The sequence below is a fragment of the Kribbella italica genome (assembly GCF_014205135.1).
GTDB classification, from domain to species: domain Bacteria; phylum Actinomycetota; class Actinomycetes; order Propionibacteriales; family Kribbellaceae; genus Kribbella; species Kribbella italica.
This window is the reverse complement of record NZ_JACHMY010000001.1, coordinates 692,657-708,038: the sequence shown is the minus strand read 5'-3', so window position 1 is coordinate 708,038 and position 15,382 is coordinate 692,657. Positions and strand designations below refer to the sequence as shown.

Genomic DNA, 15,382 nt, shown 5'->3' with positions numbered 1-15,382 from the left:
CGTGGCGGAACCGCCCTTCTTCCGACGCTCCCTGGGACAGCCCGTTCGACGAGCAGCCCGGGCGGTCCGGCGTGCCCGCGGACGCTGTGAGCGACGCCTCATCGACAGCCGGTGGCGCTCACCCTCCGCAACGGTGGGACGATGAGGGCATGGTTGACAACTTCATGTCGGCCGGTACCAACGGCGACGCCGACGACGAGCTGCCGGCGCCGTACGGGACCGGACCGAAGAACCGGACAACCGAGGAGCACCACCGCTCGGACTACGGCTACGCCGACGACGCAGGCGACAGCTGGCGCGACCGCTCGACCCTCGAGGGCCTCGACCCGTCCCCGTCGCTGCCGAACGCACCCCGCACGTACGAGCGCGGCCCGGTGCCGCAGCAGCCGTACGTCCCCAAGTCGCCCTTCCTCCCCGCCGAGGACCACGGCTACCCGAGCCAGTACGCCGAGCCCCAACGCCAGTACGACGACCGCCGCCCGAGCCCGTACGACAACACTCGCGAGAACGTCCGCCCGCTGCCGCCGGAGCCCTCGGGGCGCGAGAACGGGCGGGGGTTTCCGCCGGAGCCTGGGCGCGACGCCGGCCGGGATGCGGGCCGTGAGCTTGGGCGTGAGCCCGGGCGCCTGCTGCCGCCGGACGTGGGGCGCGAGCCGGGGCGCCTGCTGCCGCCGGACGGGCGTGACAACGGCCGGCCTTTCCCGGCAGAGGCGGGGCGAGAGCCCGGGCGTCTGCTGCCGCCGGAGGGGCGCGAACCGGCGCGGGAGATCGCGCAGGAGTCCGCGCGGTACGAGGACTCGCCGTTCGCGCCGTCGGCGTACCAGGAGCGGCCGCCGGCTCCGCCTCAGCCGGGGCGGCAGCAGAGTCCGTTCGCGCCGCAGCAGGGTGAGCCGCCGCGTCGTGCGCCTGAACCTCCTGCGAACCGCCAGGGACCGCCGCCGCAGCAGGGGACTCCCCCGCAGCGTCCGGCTGGACCTCCGCCGGGCAACGGCTCCAACGGCCTGACCCAGCACAGCAACGGCACGCCGGGCAACGGCTGGAGCGGCAGCGCTCCGACGCCTCCGCCCCCGCCGCCGTCGAACGGGCTCACCAACCGCCCGTCCCCCAACACCCCGCCGCCCGCCCCGAGCAACGGCAGCGCGAACGGCAACGGCCAGCCCGCGCCCAACCCGCTCGGCTCCAGCAACGGCACCTCGCTGGGCACGAGCAACGGCCTGGGCTCGGGGACCAGCAACGGCCTAGGCCCCGGTACCGGCAACGGCCTGGGGTCCAGCACCGGCAACGGTCTGGGCTCCGGGACCGGCAACGGCTCCGGCAACGGCCTGAGTAACGGCGGCACGCTGAGTAACAGCAACGGGCAGAGCAACGGCGGGCACGCCAACGCCGCTGGCAACGGGTACCCGGCGCAGCAGTCCACCGGCCTCCAGCCCGCCATCCAGGCGTCCATTCCGACGCCTCCCCCGCCGGGCGCCCAGCAGCGCCCGCCGGCCAACCGCCCGCCGTCGCCCCAGCCTCCGGCCGCCCAGCAGAACGCAGCGGTCAACGGTTACCCGACCGACCCGAGTGCGGAGTACGAGAGCAACCACCCGGAGACCCGTCCGGAGCAGCCCCGGCCGGAAGGCCGTCCGGAGATGCGCACCGAGGGCCGCCCGGTCGGCGCCCGCCGCCGTGCCGACGTACAGCAGGACGCCCCGAGCCAGGTGAAGGCCGAAGCAGCCATCTCCCACCGAGCCCGCCGCGCCCAGCCCGGCGGCGACCCCTCGGCACCCCACGACACGTCCGGCCCACAAGGTCTGCCAGGCTCGTCCGGCCACCCCGGCTTGCCCGGCACCGGCACATCCGGCCAACCAGGCACCCCTGGCTTGTCCAGCACATCCGGCTTACCCGGGACGTCCGGCCAGCCCGGCACTCCCGGCCAGCTGAGCACCCACGGCCAGTCCGGCGCCCACGGCCAACCCGGAGCGCCCCGCCCAACCCAGCAAACCGCCGCAGGCGACCCCACCAACTCCATCTCGTCCGACCCCTCCCGCTCCGGCGTCCTCAACGCCCCCGGCGCGACCGGCGCCCCGGCCGACGGCAGTAAGCGGCCGCGCAAGTACCGCATCCACCACCTACGCGACATGAAGAACCGCGGCGAGAAGTGGGCGATGCTCACGGCGTACGACCAGTACACCGCCGAGATCTTCGACGACGCCGGGATCCCCGTGCTGCTGGTGGGCGACTCGGCCGCCAACAACGTCTACGGCTACGAGTCGACCCTCCGCGTCACCGTCGACGAGCTCATCCCGCTGGCCCGCGCGGTAGCGACAGCGGCCCAGCGCGCGCTCGTCGTCGCCGATCTCCCGTTCGGTTCGTACCAGGCCTCTCCCGAGCAGGCGTTCCACACGGCCGTCCGGTTCATGAAGGAGGCCGGCGTCGCCGCGGTGAAGCTCGAAGGCGGCCGCACCGTCGTACCGGCGGTCGAGAAGCTCACCCAGGCAGGCATCCCGGTGATGGCCCACATCGGTTTCACCCCGCAGAGCGAGCACACCATCGGCGGCTACCGGGTCCAGGGCCGAGGCGACCAGGCAGCCGGCCTGATCGACGACGCCGCGGCCCTCGCCGAAGCCGGCGCGTTCTCGGTGGTGCTCGAGATGGTCCCCGGCGACGTCGCCGCCGAGATCACCAAGCGCGTCCCGATCCCGACGATCGGCATCGGCGCCGGGCGCGACACCGACGCCCAGGTCCTCGTCTGGCAGGACATGGCCGGCCTCCGCTCCGGTCCGATGCCCCGCTTCGTCAAGCAGTACGCCGACCTGCGCGGCATCCTCACCACCGCCGCCACGACGTACGCCGCCGAAGTCACCAACGGCACCTTCCCCGCCGACGAACACACCTTCTAGCCGCCGCTGATCGACACGCTGTTCTTCGACGGCGACAACACGCTGTGGAACTTCGACCAGGTGATGCGCAGGTCCTTGCACGCAACCCTGGCGAAGCTCCACGGTCAAGGCCGGGGCTGGACGAGCTGTTCGACGTCGTGCTGTTCGCGCAGGACCTCGGCGTCGCCAAGCCCGATCTCGCGGCGTACGAAATAGCGGCGGAGAAGGTGGATCGGACGCCGGGTGCGATGATCGGGGACTCGCTACCGAACGACGTGACCGGCCCGCAAGCCGCAGGCTGGACAGGCATTTGGCTCAAACCGGAGCGCCTTCCCGTGCCCGCCGCCCGGGCACCGGCCGGATGCCGTTCTCACGACCCTGCGCGAGCTTCCCAAGGTGCTGGCTGCGCGCTGAGCGTACTGGTGCGCACGCGGTAGTCGACGATCTCGCGCAGGGTGTTCCCGCCCTCGGCTGACGACCTTCGACATGTGGTCGAATGCGACACGGGCTGAAGGTCGATTCCGGGGGTCGGCCGGTGAACCACTTGGGAGGCGCCATGACGGTGCAGTGGAAGGGCGACGGTCCTGGGCTGCTCCTGCAGCTCGACCGCGGGACGCCGCGGCAGCTCGGGCACCAGTTGCAGGAGAAGCTCCGGACGGCGATCCGCACCGGCGCGCTGCGCCCCGGCGAACGGCTGCCGTCCTCCCGCGGCCTCGCCGACCAGCTCGGCATCTCGCGCGGCCTCGTCGTCGACACCTACGCCCAGCTGTACGCCGAGGGCTACCTGGTCAGCGAGGTCGGCTCCGGCACGCGCGTCGCCGAGCGCGCGGAAGCCACCGCGCCGGCCCGTACGACGCCCGTCGACCACCCGTCGCCACGCTTCGACGTCGACTTCGAGTACGGCATCCCCGACCTCGCCTCCGCGCCGGTCCGCGACTGGGTCTGGGCGCTCGGCGACGCGGCCCGGCTCGCGCCCGCGACGCTGATGGGCGACGAACCCGACCGCGGCGACCCACGGCTGCGCGAGGTCCTCGCGGCCTACCACCGCCGTGTCCGCGCGGGAGCGTCCGTCGCGGAACGCACGATCGTGACGACCGGCTTCCGGCACGCGCTCACACTTGTCCTCGCCACGCTCGCGCAGCACGGCGTCGATTGCGTCGGTCTCGAGAGCCCCGGCCCGCGCGACCACGACCGGATCGCCGAGCGCTTCGGTCTGCGGTCGGTTCCGGTCCCGGTCGACGAGGAGGGCGTCGAGGTCGCCGCGCTGAGCGCGAGCGGCGCGCGGGCCGTCGTACTGACTCCCGCGCATCAGTGCCCGACCGGTGTCGCGCTCAGTCCGGGACGCCGGCAGGAGCTGGTGGCGTGGGCCGAGCAGGTGGACGGGTTCGTGATCGAGGACGAGTACGACTCGGAGTTCCGGTACGACCGGCAACCGGTCGGATCCCTGCAGGGCTTGGCTCCTGAGCGGGTGATCGCGCTCGGCTCGGTGAGCAAGACGCTCGCGCCGGGCATCCGGATCGGCTGGATCTTCGCTCCGCCGACGATCGTCGACGGCCTCGTCGAGACCAAGGCGCTGACCAGCCGTGGAGCACCCGCGCTGGACCAGCTGGCGCTGGCCCGGTTGATGGAGTCGGGTCGCTACGACCGGCATCTGCGCCGGATGCGCACGACGTACCAGGTACGCCGGGACGCGCTCATCGACGCGGTCAACGAGCACCTTCCCGCGCTGCGGCTGACCGGCCTCGCGGCCGGCTGTCACGCCGTACTCCGGCTGCCGTCCGGAGCGGATGAGGCGGCCGTCGTCGCGGCGGCCGCGCAACGTTCGGTGGCCGTGCGCGGTCTGGGCGACTACCGGATGGACGACGTCGGCGCGGCCGAGCCCGGGCTGGTGATGGGCTTCGGCAACGTCAACGAGTCGGCGATCCGCCGCGGGGTTCGCGTGCTGGCCGACGTGATCTCAGATCCACGGCAGGGCTGACCGTTCGGTCCAGTACTCCGCGGGAGTCTGCGTGAACTCGGCGAGCGGCTCGACGTCCGTCGCCGCGAGATTGCTCGCGAGTTGCTCAGCGGTCGTCGCGCCGCTGAGCACGATGTCGGCCCACGAGTTGGCCAGCGCGGCACCGAGCGCCAGCGAGTCGGGAGCGACGTGATGCTGGGCGGCGAACGCCGTGAACGGCGTCGTACCGGCCTTCGCCGTCAGCCGTCCGTTGGCGACCGCTTCCTTGACGACGACGAACCACCCGGCGTCGTGAGCCTCGGCGAGCGCCGGCCCGACCGACCGTTCGAGCACGTTCCAGGTCGACTGGACCGCCGTGAACGGACCGTCGAGCTTCAGCGCCGCGCGCAGGGTCTCGGCCTGGTGCGGACCACTCGTCGACAGACCGACCCGTACGCCGGTCGCCGCCAGCTCACCTAGCCGGTCGAGCAGTTTCGTGTCGGCCAGCGCGGGACTGTCCTGCGTCAGGCTGTGCACGAGGTAGAAGTCCGGCGCGCCGCCAAGAGCCTCCAGGGTCTCCGGCCACTGGCGTTCGAAGGTCGCGAGCGAGTGGTCCTTGATCTCGTGCTGGTCGGCGTCCGAGCGCCAGTCGGCGACGTACGTGTAGCCCCATTTCGACCCGACCGTCAGCTGCGCCCGGCGCTTCGGGTCGGCGGCAAGCCACTCGCCGAGGAACGCTTCCGCCAGTCCGTACGAGCGCGCCGCGTCGAAGTACCGGACTCCGGACTGCCAGGCCTGGTCGAGCAGTTCGTGCGTACGACGGCGCAGGTCCTCGACCTCGCGGCCCGGCGGCAGGTCCTCGTCGTGCCCGAGGTTGATGTAGCCGGGACGTCCCAGAGCGGCCAGACCCAGACCGATGCGCGCTGTCATACGGCGATCGTCTCACCGCGCTCCAACCACCGGCGCGTGTGGATCCCGTCGCTCGTGCCCGCCAGTTGCTGACGGCGACGCGCCGGGGAAGCGGTCGAAGGACGGGACAGGTCGTCTAGCGTTTTGAGATGTGACAGATTCCCGGTTGCCACCACCAGGCACCGTCGTCCGGCGGACGACGGCCCGCGTCCTGCCCGTCCGCCCGGACGGGAAGGTGCTGCTGCTGCACGGCTGGGACCCGCTGAAACCCGGTACGCCGTACTGGTTCACGATCGGCGGCGGCGTCGAGGCGGGCGAGACCGTTGTGCAGGCAGGGCTGCGGGAACTGCGCGAGGAGGTCGGCATCCTGCTGCCGACCGACGCGCTCGGCGAACCGGTCGCGACCAACACGATCGAGTTCGAGTGGGGCGGCTGCCCGATCATCCAGCACCAGACGTTCTTCGCGGTCGGTGTCGACACGGTCGAGGTGTCGTTCGCCAACCAGGAGGCGCTCGAGCTGGAGACGATCAGCGACCACGGCTGGTGGCACCCCGACGAGCTGGAGGCGACCGGTCAGGCCGCGCACGTCACGATCCCAGGGCTGCTGCGGGTCGCGGTCGAGGCGATCACGCTGCGGCAGGCGTCCTGATGCTGGCCGCGGGCCTCAGCGCTCGCGGGCCTGCTTCAGGACCTTCTTCTTGACCTTCTTGTCCACCACGTAGTGCCGCAGGTCGAGGCGCTCCGCGCAGCCGGCATCAGCCAGCCGCTTGAGGACCACCGGGCACTTCTTGCACCTCGGCTTGTCCTTGCAGCACTTCTTCTTCGCGGTCATCTCCGGCACGTTAGGAGGATAGGTGAGCCTGACCTAACCGTCTACCTGAGACGGCAACGACCGTGGCGCAGGTCACGCCAGCTGTCCGCTGAGCACCGCCCGCGCCTCGACCAGCGAAGGCCCGTACCAGGTCAGATGGCGCCCGGAAACGCACTTCGCCGGCCGGTCGAATACCTCCGGACCGTCGTCGGGAGAAAAGGCGTACGGCTCGTCCGGCAGCACCACCACGTCGTACGGCGGTAACGCGCCGAGCTCGAACCGCGGATAACGTTCGGGCGATTCCGTCAGCACGTTGTCGATCCCGAGCCGTCGCAGAACATCACCCGCGAACGTGTCCCGGCCGAGTGCCATCCACGGCTTTCGCCAGATCGGAATGACGGCCCGCCGGCGCGGTCCGTCGTACGGCGTGCGCCACACCTCGCGTGCTTCGCCGAGCCACGACGGTGTGCCGCCGGTGATCGCCGAGAGCATTCGTTCGAGTGAAGTCAGTGACTCCTCGACCGTCGTTGGTGTGGTCACCCACACCGCGATTCCGTGCGCGCGCAACGCGTCGAGATCGACGGCGCGATTCTCTTCGGCGTTCGCGACGACGACGTCGGGACGCAACGCCACGATGCGTTCGACATCGGGATTCTTGGTGCCGCGAACGCGTGTCACGTCGAGGTCGTGCGGATGGCTGCACCAGTCCGTCGCGCCGGTCAGCAAAGGCCGGTGCGTGTGCGCGATCGACTCCGTCAACGACGGCACGATGCTGACCACCGACGTGAGGTTCGCCGGGAGTTCGACGGGGTGGTGAAGGTCGTCGTACAGGGTTCGCACCGCACCGGATCCGATCGTTCGCAGAGACGTTGCCGAGGACAACACTGTCCGAAAACGTGCCGAAGTGGCCAGTTGGCGCGCGTGTCGCCAACATTTCTTCGGCGCCTTCCGGCATGCTCAAGGGTCACCGAAAACCCTTCTGCACAAGGATTTTCGGCATTACCGCCCGAATTGCCGGCGCGGATGCCTTGACCTGTGGGCGAAACAGGTGCTTTACGTGGGCACCAAGTGTTGTCATCATCAGGACGACGAGGAATCCACCGTGGTTTTCCTCAGCCGCACCAAGGAGGCAGAGTGCCAGCCAAGAAGGCAGCCGCAGGGAAGGCGACAGCCAAAAAGGCTTCTCCCGCCAAGAAGACTGTCGCCAAGAAGGCCCCAGCCGCGAAGACAACGACCGCGCGCAAGGTCACGGCAGCGAAGAAGACAGTGACGAAGAAGGTGAGTGCGGCCAAGAAGGCGGTCTCCAAGGCACCCGCCAAGAAGACCGCCACGAAGAAGACCACGGCGGTGAAGAAGACGACGGCCGCGAAGAAGACCACGGCGAAGAAGGCTCCCGCCAAGAAGGTCGTCGCGAAGAAGACCGTCGCCAAGAAGGCGCCGGCGAAGAAGGTCGCCGCCAAAAAGGTAACGACGGCCAAGAAGGCCCCGGCCAAGAAGACGACGGCGAAGAAGACCGTGGCGAAGAAGGCTCCCGCCAAGAAGGTCGCCGCGAAGAAGACCGTCGCCAAGAAGGCACCGGCTCGCAAGGTCGCGGCCAAGAAGGCCCCGGCGAAGAAGGCTCCGGCCCGCAAGGTCGCCGCCAAGAAGGCCCCGGCCAAGGTCGCCGCGAAGAAGGCGCCGGCGCGTAAGGTCGCCGCGAAGAAGGCTCCCGCGAAGAAGGCCCCGGCCCGCAAGACCGTGGCCAAGCGGACGACCGCGCGCAAGGCGCCGGCCCGCAAGGCGACGTCGCGTTAGTCGCCGTACGAACGATCGAGGGGCACCACCTGTGCGGTGGTGCCCCTCGGCACGTTCAGCGGGTGCTGTTCAGTCGTCGTTCCACTTCGGGTCGTTGTCCCAGGACTCGTTGCGTTCCTTGGCGATCTCGTAGGCCCGCGCGGCTTCCTCCCGCGAGCTGTACGGACCGAGCCGGTCGGCGGACTTCGCACCCTGGTAGGGCTCGACCTCGCCGGTCTTCGTGTTGTAGTACCACTCGTTGCTGTGATCGTCGTCGGCCATCGCAGCGGACCACCTTCCCGGTGAAGTTGTCGCAACTAACTAGAATGATCCCACCATGTCGATTCTCACTCCCGGCATCATCTCGCCGCGCCGCCCTGTTCCCGCCTCCGTTCCGCGCCCGGAGTACGTGGACAAGCCCGCGCCGACGCCGCACGAGGGCTCCTACGTCACGTCCCCCGAACTGGTCGAGAAGATGCGCGTCGCGAGCCAACTCGCCGCGCGGGCGCTGCAGGCCGTCGGCGCTGCCGCGAAGCCCGGAGTGACCACCGACGAGCTCGACGTGGTCGGCCACGAGTACCTGGTGGAACGCGACGCGTACCCGTCGACGCTCGGCTACCGCAACTACCCGAAGTCCCTGTGCACCTCGGTCAACGAGGTGATCTGCCACGGCATCCCCGACGACCGTCCGCTGGAGAACGGCGACATCGTCAACGTCGACATCACCGCGTTCCTCGACGGCGTGCACGGCGACACCAACGCGACGTTCCTGGTCGGCGACGTCGACGAGGAGAGCCGGCTGCTGGTCGAGCGCACGCACGAGGCCCTCCTGCGCGGGATCAAGGCCGTGAAGCCCGGCCGCCAGGTCAGCATCATCGGCCGCGTGATCGAGTCGTACGCCAAGCGCTTCGGGTACGGCGTCGTCCGCGACTTCACCGGCCACGGCATCGCGACGTCGTTCCACTCCGGCCTGATCATCCCGCACTACGACGACGAGCGGTTCGACGACGTGATCGAGCCCGGCATGACGTTCACCATCGAGCCGATGCTCACCCTGGGCAGCTACGACTACGACCTGTGGGACGACGGCTGGACCGCCAGCACCAAGGACAAGTCCCGCACCGCGCAGTTCGAGCACACCCTGCTCGTCACGGACACCGGCGCCGAGATCCTCACGCTGCCATGAACATCCCTGGCCCTGGCGATCCACAACCGTCTGCGGGACCTGGCAATGCACGCCCGTCAGCGGGGCCTGGCAATGACCGAGGCCTTGGCCGGCGCGGCGCTCACGAAGAGGCCGCACGCCCGTCGCCGAGGCTCGGCGCCCCGCAGCCCACTCCCGGGTCAGGGTCCGGCAGCGCGCCCGCCGTGCTGGTGATGCGCTACGACCGCGCGCACCTGAACGGCGTACTCGCGATCTGTGCCGCCGAGGACTGGCCGAGTTTCCCCGGCGACCCGGAGCGCGCGCACGTCGTACTGACTGCTCCCGGCGTCACCAGCGTCGTCGCCGTGGAGAACAACGAAGTCCTCGGCTTCGCCTACCTCCAAAGCGACGGCCACATCCAAGCCCACCTGTCCCTGATGGCCGTGGCAACACCCCACCGCCGCCGAGGCATCGGCCAAGCCCTGCTCGAGTACGCCGCCCCGCTCACCGGCGCCCTCCGCATCGACCTGGTCACCGACACCGCCCAAGACTTCTACGCCTCCTTCCAGCACCACACCTACAACGGCTTCCGCATCTACCCCGGCTAACCCAGCGCCGCGGACCGCCCAACGCACGCGGGCACCCCGACGACTGGCCCTTTGTTCGACGACTGCTCCGTTGTTGGACGACTGCCGCGTTGTACCGCGCCAGTCATCCAACAAGGAACCAGTCACCCGACAGACAGACCAGCGCAGCCGAATCACCGCCCACAGACCGGCGCACACTGATCGCCGTACAAGGGCCGCCACATGCAGGCGAGTGCAGGCGGGCCGACGCAAGCAGGTGGGCAGGCGCAGGTGGGCAGGTGCAGGTGGGCAGGTGCAGGTGGGCAGGTGCAGGTGGGCAGGTGCAGGTGCAGGTGGGCAGGTGCAGGTGCAGGTGGGCAGGTGCAGGTGCAGGTGGGCAGGTGCAGGTGCAGGTGGGCAGGTGCAGGTGCGGGTGGGCAGGTGGGCGGATGCGGGTGGGCAGGCGCAAACAGGCAGGCCGCCGCAGGCTCCGTCGCAAGCGGGCGTTCAGGCGGGTGGGCCAGCCCTCACCCGTTGGTGTTCACAGTCCCCACGGAAAGCGGCCGGCGGAGTGCTGAGGTCGGTGGACTCGGTGGAGCGGTCTGCGTCGAGGGCGGCTTCGGCTGAGGCTTGGGGGCGGTGGGTGTGCGCGGTCGAGGCTGCTGGTGAGGTGGCCAGGGAGCGTGCGGTCACCGGGTTCGCTGGCGCGTCAGGTGAGTTGGGGGGCGGTGGGTGTGCGCGGTCGAGGCTGCTGGTGAGGTGGCCAGGTGCGCGCGGGCGGGTGCATCAGCTGGGTCGGAAGCCGAGGCGTTGGTACAGGGCGATGGCGGGGGTGTTGTTGTCTTGGACGCGGAGGGCCAGTGGGGCATCAGGTGTCAAGCAGGTGGTGAGCAAAGCCTGGGCGAGGCCTTGGCGGCGGTGGGTGGGGTGGGTGAAGACTTCGATGAGGAAGGGGCAGTCGGGGGCGTCGTCCCATGGGCCGCGTTCTACGACTAGAGCGGCGCCGACGATCGGCTGGAGGTCGACCGCGAGAAACCCGCGATGGTCCGGCACGGCGTTCGTCGTGTCTGATCGACTGTCTGTCTGGTCGATCGCGACGCGGCTCGCTGCGAGATCCAGTACGCCGTACTCGCCGGCGTACGTGCGGCGGATGTCTTCGATTGCTTCCGGTTCGGTGGCGCAGGCTACGCCTGGTGGGTAGGAGGCGAAGTACGTGCGGCCAAGGGGCTCGATGTCTTCGGGGGTTGGTGCGCGCAGGGCGATCCCGGCCGGCGGAGGGCTGGGGTCGGCCGGGGCGGGTGGGCGGATGAGGAGCATCAGGGGCCCGGGGTGATCAGCGGTTCGAGGCTGCTTGGACGAAGGCTGCGAGGTCTTGGGACTGTTGCAGGCGCGATGGCTCGTGGACGTACATCATGTGGCCGGCGGGGTAGTAGAAGAGCTCGATGTTGTCGCGGAGTTCGGTGGGGATGCGGAGGCGGGCGACGGTGTGTTCGGTGGCGAAGTACGGCGTGGCGCAGTCGTAGCGGCCGGAGGCGATGTGGACCTTCAGGTGGGGGTTGGCGCGCATCGCCTCGGCGAGCTGGTCGGCGACCGTGACGTGGTTGTTCTCGAACTCCTTGAACGACCAGTCCTTGGCGGCGTCGGTGCTGATGATCTCGTACGGGAGGTCGTTCAGGTACTCCAGCTCGGCGCGGACGTAGTGGTTCAGCGCGGCCGTGTACGGGCCCATGATCGCGCGCATCGACGGGTCGTCCGTGGAGATTTCGCCGGCGGAGTCCGCGTCCCAGCCGGTGAAGCGGGCGTCCAGCCGGCCGACCACCTGGCGCCGCGCACGCAGCAGCTCGGCGAAGAAGCGGGTGTGCTCGATCCGTAGGTCCACGCGGTCCAGGTAGTCCGCCGACAGTCCGGTCAGCGCCGACAGTCGTTCGATCACTTCCGATCGGTAGTCCGCGGGCAGTCGGTTGCCCTGGGCAAGCGCATTCGGGTACCGCCCGGCGGCGTACCGCTCCGCGTCGGCGAGCACCTCCGCGAGCTCCCGGTCCGGGATCAGCCCGTGGTAGTGCGCGGCCGCGGCGTACGACGGCAGGAACAGCGTGTACGGCAGGTCGTTGCCGGGCGTGAAGTCCAGCGTCCCGAACTCGAGCACGGCCGAGATCAGCATCACGCCGTTGAAGTACATGCCGTGCCGGTTCTGCAGATGCGCGACCAGGCCGGCCGCGCGGGTCGTCCCGTAGGACTCGCCGGCCAGGAACTTCGGCGACATCCAGCGGCCGTTGCGGGACGTCCACAGCCGGATCACCTCGCCGACCGACTCCAGGTCGGGCGTGAACCCGTGGTACTCCCCCGGCTTCTCGCCCTCGACGGCGCGCGAGTACCCGGTCGAGACCGGGTCGATGAAGACCAGGTCGCTCACCTGCAGCAGGGTCTCCGCGTTGTCCACCAGCCCGTACGGCGGTGGCGCGAGCTCCCCGACGTCGCCCGACACCACGCGCCGCGGCCCGAGCAGCCCGAGGTGCAGCCAGATGCTCGACGATCCCGGCCCACCGTTGAACGCGAACGTCACCGGCCGCGACCCCGCGTCCGCGTCGTCCAGCGTGTACGACGTCAGGAACACCTCGGCCTTCGGCACGTGCCCGTCGAACTTGCCCTCGGTCAGCACCTCCCGCCGCAGCACGATCCGCCCCGTGGTCGCCGTGTACTTCAGCGTCCGCTCCCCCACGGTCAGCTCGTGCCGTGTGGTCGTCAGGTCGTCGACCGGCTTGGTCGCGCCCGCCGTGGGCGCGACCTCGTCGCCGGTCGCCTCGGGTCCCCGCTCGTCTGTCGCCATGCCCGGAACACTAACAAAACAAGGCAACCCGCCGTCGTCGAATATCCACAGCCCGCGAGCGACCTAGACCTTCACAGCCCCCGGTCGCCCGTCCTCCACCACGAACGACGCGTAGGTGTACTTCGGCGCGTCCGACCGGCTCACCGTCGTCACCATCCGCAGGTCCGTGCGGAACTCGTCCCGCGAGACCGAGCACCGCACATACCCGCGCCGGTCCCCGTCGAAGAACTTGATGTGCGGGTTGTACTTGATCATCGGCCCGTAGTACGGCCCGTACACCTCGCCGTCGCCGTTGCTGGTCAGCGACGTCCCGACGAACTCGGTCGCCACCACCGGTGTGCCCGGCTTGTCGAAGTTCTCGTGGATGTCGTTGACGAAGCTCGAGTGCCAGTCGCCGGTCACCACCACCGGGTTCCGCGTGTCCGCCCGTCGCCAGGCCTCGATCAGCCGCTGCCGCGCTGCCGGGAAGCCGTCCCAGGCGTCGTGCCAGAGCAGGTCGCCGGCCGCGCCGTCGTGGTCGAGCCGGCCGACCATCACGTTGCTGGCCAGCACGTCCCACTGCGCCCGGGAGCGCTTCAGGCCGTCGTACAGCCACTTCTCCTGGTTCTTGCCGAGCATGGTGATCGACGGGTCGTAGCCGCCGGTGCACGCGTCCGCCTCGCCCCAGCCGCACGGCGGCACGCTGCGGTACTGCCGACCGTCGACCACGTCGAACTGCGCGAGGTCACCCCACTGCAGCCGCCGGTAGATCCGCGGGCCCTCGCCAGCGGGCCGGGCCGGACGCCGTACGGGCTGGTGCTCGTACCAGGCCTGGTACGCCGCCGTGCGCAGCGCCGTGATGTCTCCCTCGTACTGCGACTGCGTGTTGGCGTAGTCGTTCTGCACCTCGTGGTCGTCCCAGGTCACCATCCACGGGAACCGCGCGTGCGCCCGCTGCAGGTCCGGGTCGCTCTTGTAGAGCGCGTACTGCATCCGCCACCGGTCGACGTCGCGCGGAGCCTCCTGCAGTACGGCGGGCACCGGCGTCTTCCGGTAGCCGCCATCAGCCGGGATGCCGCCCTCGTACACGTAGTCGCCGAGGTGCAGCACCAGGTCCAGGTCCTCCTCGGCCAGGTGCCGCAGCGCCGAGTAGTACCCGCTCGACCACTCCTGGCAGGAGGCGAACGCGAAGTTCATCGAGGCATGCCGACCGGTCCGTACCGGCGCTGTCCGGGTCCGCCCGACCGGCGACACGTCGGAGCGGTACTTGAATCGGTAGAACCACTCGCGGTCCGGCGCGAGCCCCTCGACCTCCACGTGCACGGAGTGCGCCAGCTCCGGCAGCGCCCACGTCTGCCCCTGCCGTACGACGCGCCGGAAGCCGGCGTCGAGCGCGATCTGCCACTGCACCGGCACCTTGCGGTTCGGCATGCCACCGCCCGGCACGAACCGGTCAGGCACCAGCCGGGTCCACAGCACGACCCCACTGGTCGTCGGGTCACCACTGGCCACGCCGAGCCTGAACGGGTAGTCACCTCCCCCGGGCCTCGGGGTCGCCTCGGCAGGGCCGACCGGCAGCTGCGCGAGCGCGGCCAGACCGGCGACACCTCCAACGGCTCCCAGGAAACGACGACGGTCCAGCGCATCACCTACGGGCGGAGTCATCTCCCGGACGCTAGTGCGAACAGGTGACCAGCGGCCGACCAGCGCGTGTCGGGACGGTGTGCCGGCGCCCGCCAAACGAGCGCCGGCACACCCCAGCTAACTCAAACTGAAGTGGTCCACGTCGAACAGCGACCCCGACCCACCACTGAAGGTCAGGTCACCGTTGTCGATGTACCCCGGCGGCGTACTGGATGCCGCCCAGCAGATGCCGCCGGAACGCCTGGTCGGCGTACGACTCGATGGTGTGGCCGAACCCGGTGTAGAACGACCTGCCCGAGCCCTGCGCGTGGTACCAGGCGATCGGGTGGTCGCCCATGTTGCCGCCGCTGTAGGTGGACTCGTCCAGGTTGATCAGCACCCGCACGTTCGGCCGCGGGTTGGTCCGGTAGTTGTACAGCTCGTCGGTCCGCACCCAGGTGGTCCCCAGGTGCGAGGTCGACGCGTGGGTCCGGTCCTCGACCCGTGCGGTGACCTGCTGGATCGCCGGGTGGCTGTGGAACCACGCACCGACCAGCTGCCCGTACCAGGGCCAGTCGTACTCGGTGTCAGCCGCCGCATGCACTCCGACGTACCCGCCCCCGCCGTTGATGTAGCCCTCGAACGCCGTCTGCTGTGCGGCGTTCAGGACGTCGCCGGTCGTGCTCAGGAACACCACAGCCTTGTACGCCGCCAGCTGCGCCGCCGTGAAGACCGCACTGTCCTCGGTAGCCGTCACAGTGAACCCGTTGGCCGCACCGAGGTCCCGGATCGCCTGGATGCCGGCCGGGATCGAGTCGTGCCGGAAACCGGCCGTCTTGCTGAACACCAGCACCTGGTACGGCGCCGCAGAGGCCGTCTGCCAGGGCAGCAGCCCGCCGACCACAAGCGCTCCTCCGGTCAGCAGTGCCGTACGTCGCGTGAATGTAGTCATG

General features: G+C 70.0%; 15 protein-coding genes. 7 read left to right on the top strand and 8 right to left on the bottom strand.

What is annotated here, in order from left to right:
- Positions 1–149: 149 nt before the first annotated feature.
- The 3 genes from panB to pdxR all read left to right on the top strand — a co-directional run bounded on the left by panB (position 150) and on the right by pdxR (position 4,839).
- Positions 150–2,882, top strand: a complete 2,733-nt coding sequence (panB, locus tag HDA39_RS44065) for a 3-methyl-2-oxobutanoate hydroxymethyltransferase (protein ID WP_420488708.1) — start codon at positions 150–152, stop codon at positions 2,880–2,882.
- A gap of 44 nt (positions 2,883–2,926) precedes the next feature.
- On the top strand, positions 2,927–3,298 hold the full coding sequence (locus tag HDA39_RS44060) for an HAD family hydrolase (protein ID WP_184793790.1): 372 nt from the start codon (positions 2,927–2,929) through the stop codon (positions 3,296–3,298).
- Positions 3,299–3,417: 119 nt separating this feature from the next.
- The gene (gene pdxR, locus HDA39_RS03430) at positions 3,418–4,839 is read left to right on the top strand and encodes a MocR-like pyridoxine biosynthesis transcription factor PdxR (protein WP_184793789.1); all 1,422 of its coding nucleotides are present in this window, start codon (positions 3,418–3,420) and stop codon (positions 4,837–4,839) included.
- Here pdxR and HDA39_RS03425 read toward each other — a convergent pair.
- The gene (locus HDA39_RS03425; protein WP_184793788.1) at positions 4,819–5,727 is read right to left on the bottom strand and encodes an aldo/keto reductase; all 909 of its coding nucleotides are present in this window, start codon (positions 5,725–5,727) and stop codon (positions 4,819–4,821) included. The genes pdxR and HDA39_RS03425 overlap by 21 nt on opposite strands.
- Before the next feature lie 130 nt (positions 5,728–5,857).
- Between HDA39_RS03425 and HDA39_RS03420 the strand changes: the two genes are divergently transcribed.
- Positions 5,858–6,355 carry an NUDIX domain-containing protein gene (locus tag HDA39_RS03420; RefSeq protein ID WP_184793787.1) on the top strand — a complete coding sequence of 166 codons (498 nt, stop codon included), beginning with the start codon at positions 5,858–5,860 and terminating at the stop codon, positions 6,353–6,355.
- A gap of 15 nt (positions 6,356–6,370) precedes the next feature.
- Here HDA39_RS03420 and HDA39_RS03415 read toward each other — a convergent pair whose 3' ends face one another.
- Together HDA39_RS03415 and HDA39_RS03410 are read right to left on the bottom strand one after the other, a co-directional pair.
- Positions 6,371–6,547, bottom strand: coding sequence for a hypothetical protein (locus HDA39_RS03415; protein ID WP_184807057.1), 177 nt, complete (start codon positions 6,545–6,547; stop codon positions 6,371–6,373).
- Positions 6,548–6,610: 63 nt separating this feature from the next.
- On the bottom strand, positions 6,611–7,357 hold the full coding sequence (locus tag HDA39_RS03410; RefSeq protein ID WP_337925607.1) for a helical backbone metal receptor: 747 nt from the start codon (positions 7,355–7,357) through the stop codon (positions 6,611–6,613).
- 294 nt (positions 7,358–7,651) lie between these two features.
- Here HDA39_RS03410 and HDA39_RS03405 point away from each other — a divergent pair, with 294 nt between their 5' ends.
- Complete coding sequence (locus HDA39_RS03405) at positions 7,652–8,311, top strand: histone H1-like repetitive region-containing protein (protein ID WP_184793786.1); 660 nt, start codon at positions 7,652–7,654, stop codon at positions 8,309–8,311.
- A gap of 69 nt (positions 8,312–8,380) precedes the next feature.
- Here the strand turns inward: HDA39_RS03405 and HDA39_RS03400 are convergent, their stop codons facing one another.
- Positions 8,381–8,572: a hypothetical protein gene (locus tag HDA39_RS03400; protein WP_184793785.1), complete on the bottom strand. Its 192-nt coding sequence runs from the start codon at positions 8,570–8,572 to the stop codon at positions 8,381–8,383.
- A gap of 55 nt (positions 8,573–8,627) precedes the next feature.
- On the opposite strand from HDA39_RS03400, the gene map reads away from it, so the two are divergent.
- Together map and HDA39_RS03390 are read left to right on the top strand one after the other, a co-directional pair.
- A complete protein-coding gene (map, locus tag HDA39_RS03395) occupies positions 8,628–9,476 on the top strand; it encodes a type I methionyl aminopeptidase (RefSeq protein WP_184793784.1) in 849 nt (282 codons plus the stop codon).
- A 191-nt stretch (positions 9,477–9,667) separates the two neighbouring features.
- A complete protein-coding gene (locus HDA39_RS03390) occupies positions 9,668–10,042 on the top strand; it encodes a GNAT family N-acetyltransferase (protein WP_184793783.1) in 375 nt (124 codons plus the stop codon).
- 744 nt (positions 10,043–10,786) lie between these two features.
- On the opposite strand, the gene HDA39_RS03385 is transcribed toward HDA39_RS03390, so the two are convergent.
- The 4 genes from HDA39_RS03385 to HDA39_RS03370 form a co-directional block, all read right to left on the bottom strand.
- Positions 10,787–11,317 (bottom strand): GNAT family N-acetyltransferase, encoded by a 531-nt coding sequence (locus HDA39_RS03385; RefSeq protein ID WP_184793782.1) that lies wholly within the window; start codon positions 11,315–11,317, stop codon positions 10,787–10,789.
- Between the two features lie 16 nt (positions 11,318–11,333).
- Positions 11,334–12,827, bottom strand: a complete 1,494-nt coding sequence (locus HDA39_RS03380; RefSeq protein ID WP_184793781.1) for a S10 family peptidase — start codon at positions 12,825–12,827, stop codon at positions 11,334–11,336.
- Between the two features lie 63 nt (positions 12,828–12,890).
- Positions 12,891–14,471: an alkaline phosphatase D family protein gene (locus HDA39_RS03375; protein ID WP_184793780.1), complete on the bottom strand. Its 1,581-nt coding sequence runs from the start codon at positions 14,469–14,471 to the stop codon at positions 12,891–12,893.
- A 157-nt stretch (positions 14,472–14,628) separates the two neighbouring features.
- Positions 14,629–15,381 (bottom strand): ThuA domain-containing protein, encoded by a 753-nt coding sequence (locus HDA39_RS03370; protein WP_184793779.1) that lies wholly within the window; start codon positions 15,379–15,381, stop codon positions 14,629–14,631.
- Between the last annotated feature and the right edge of the window lies 1 nt (position 15,382).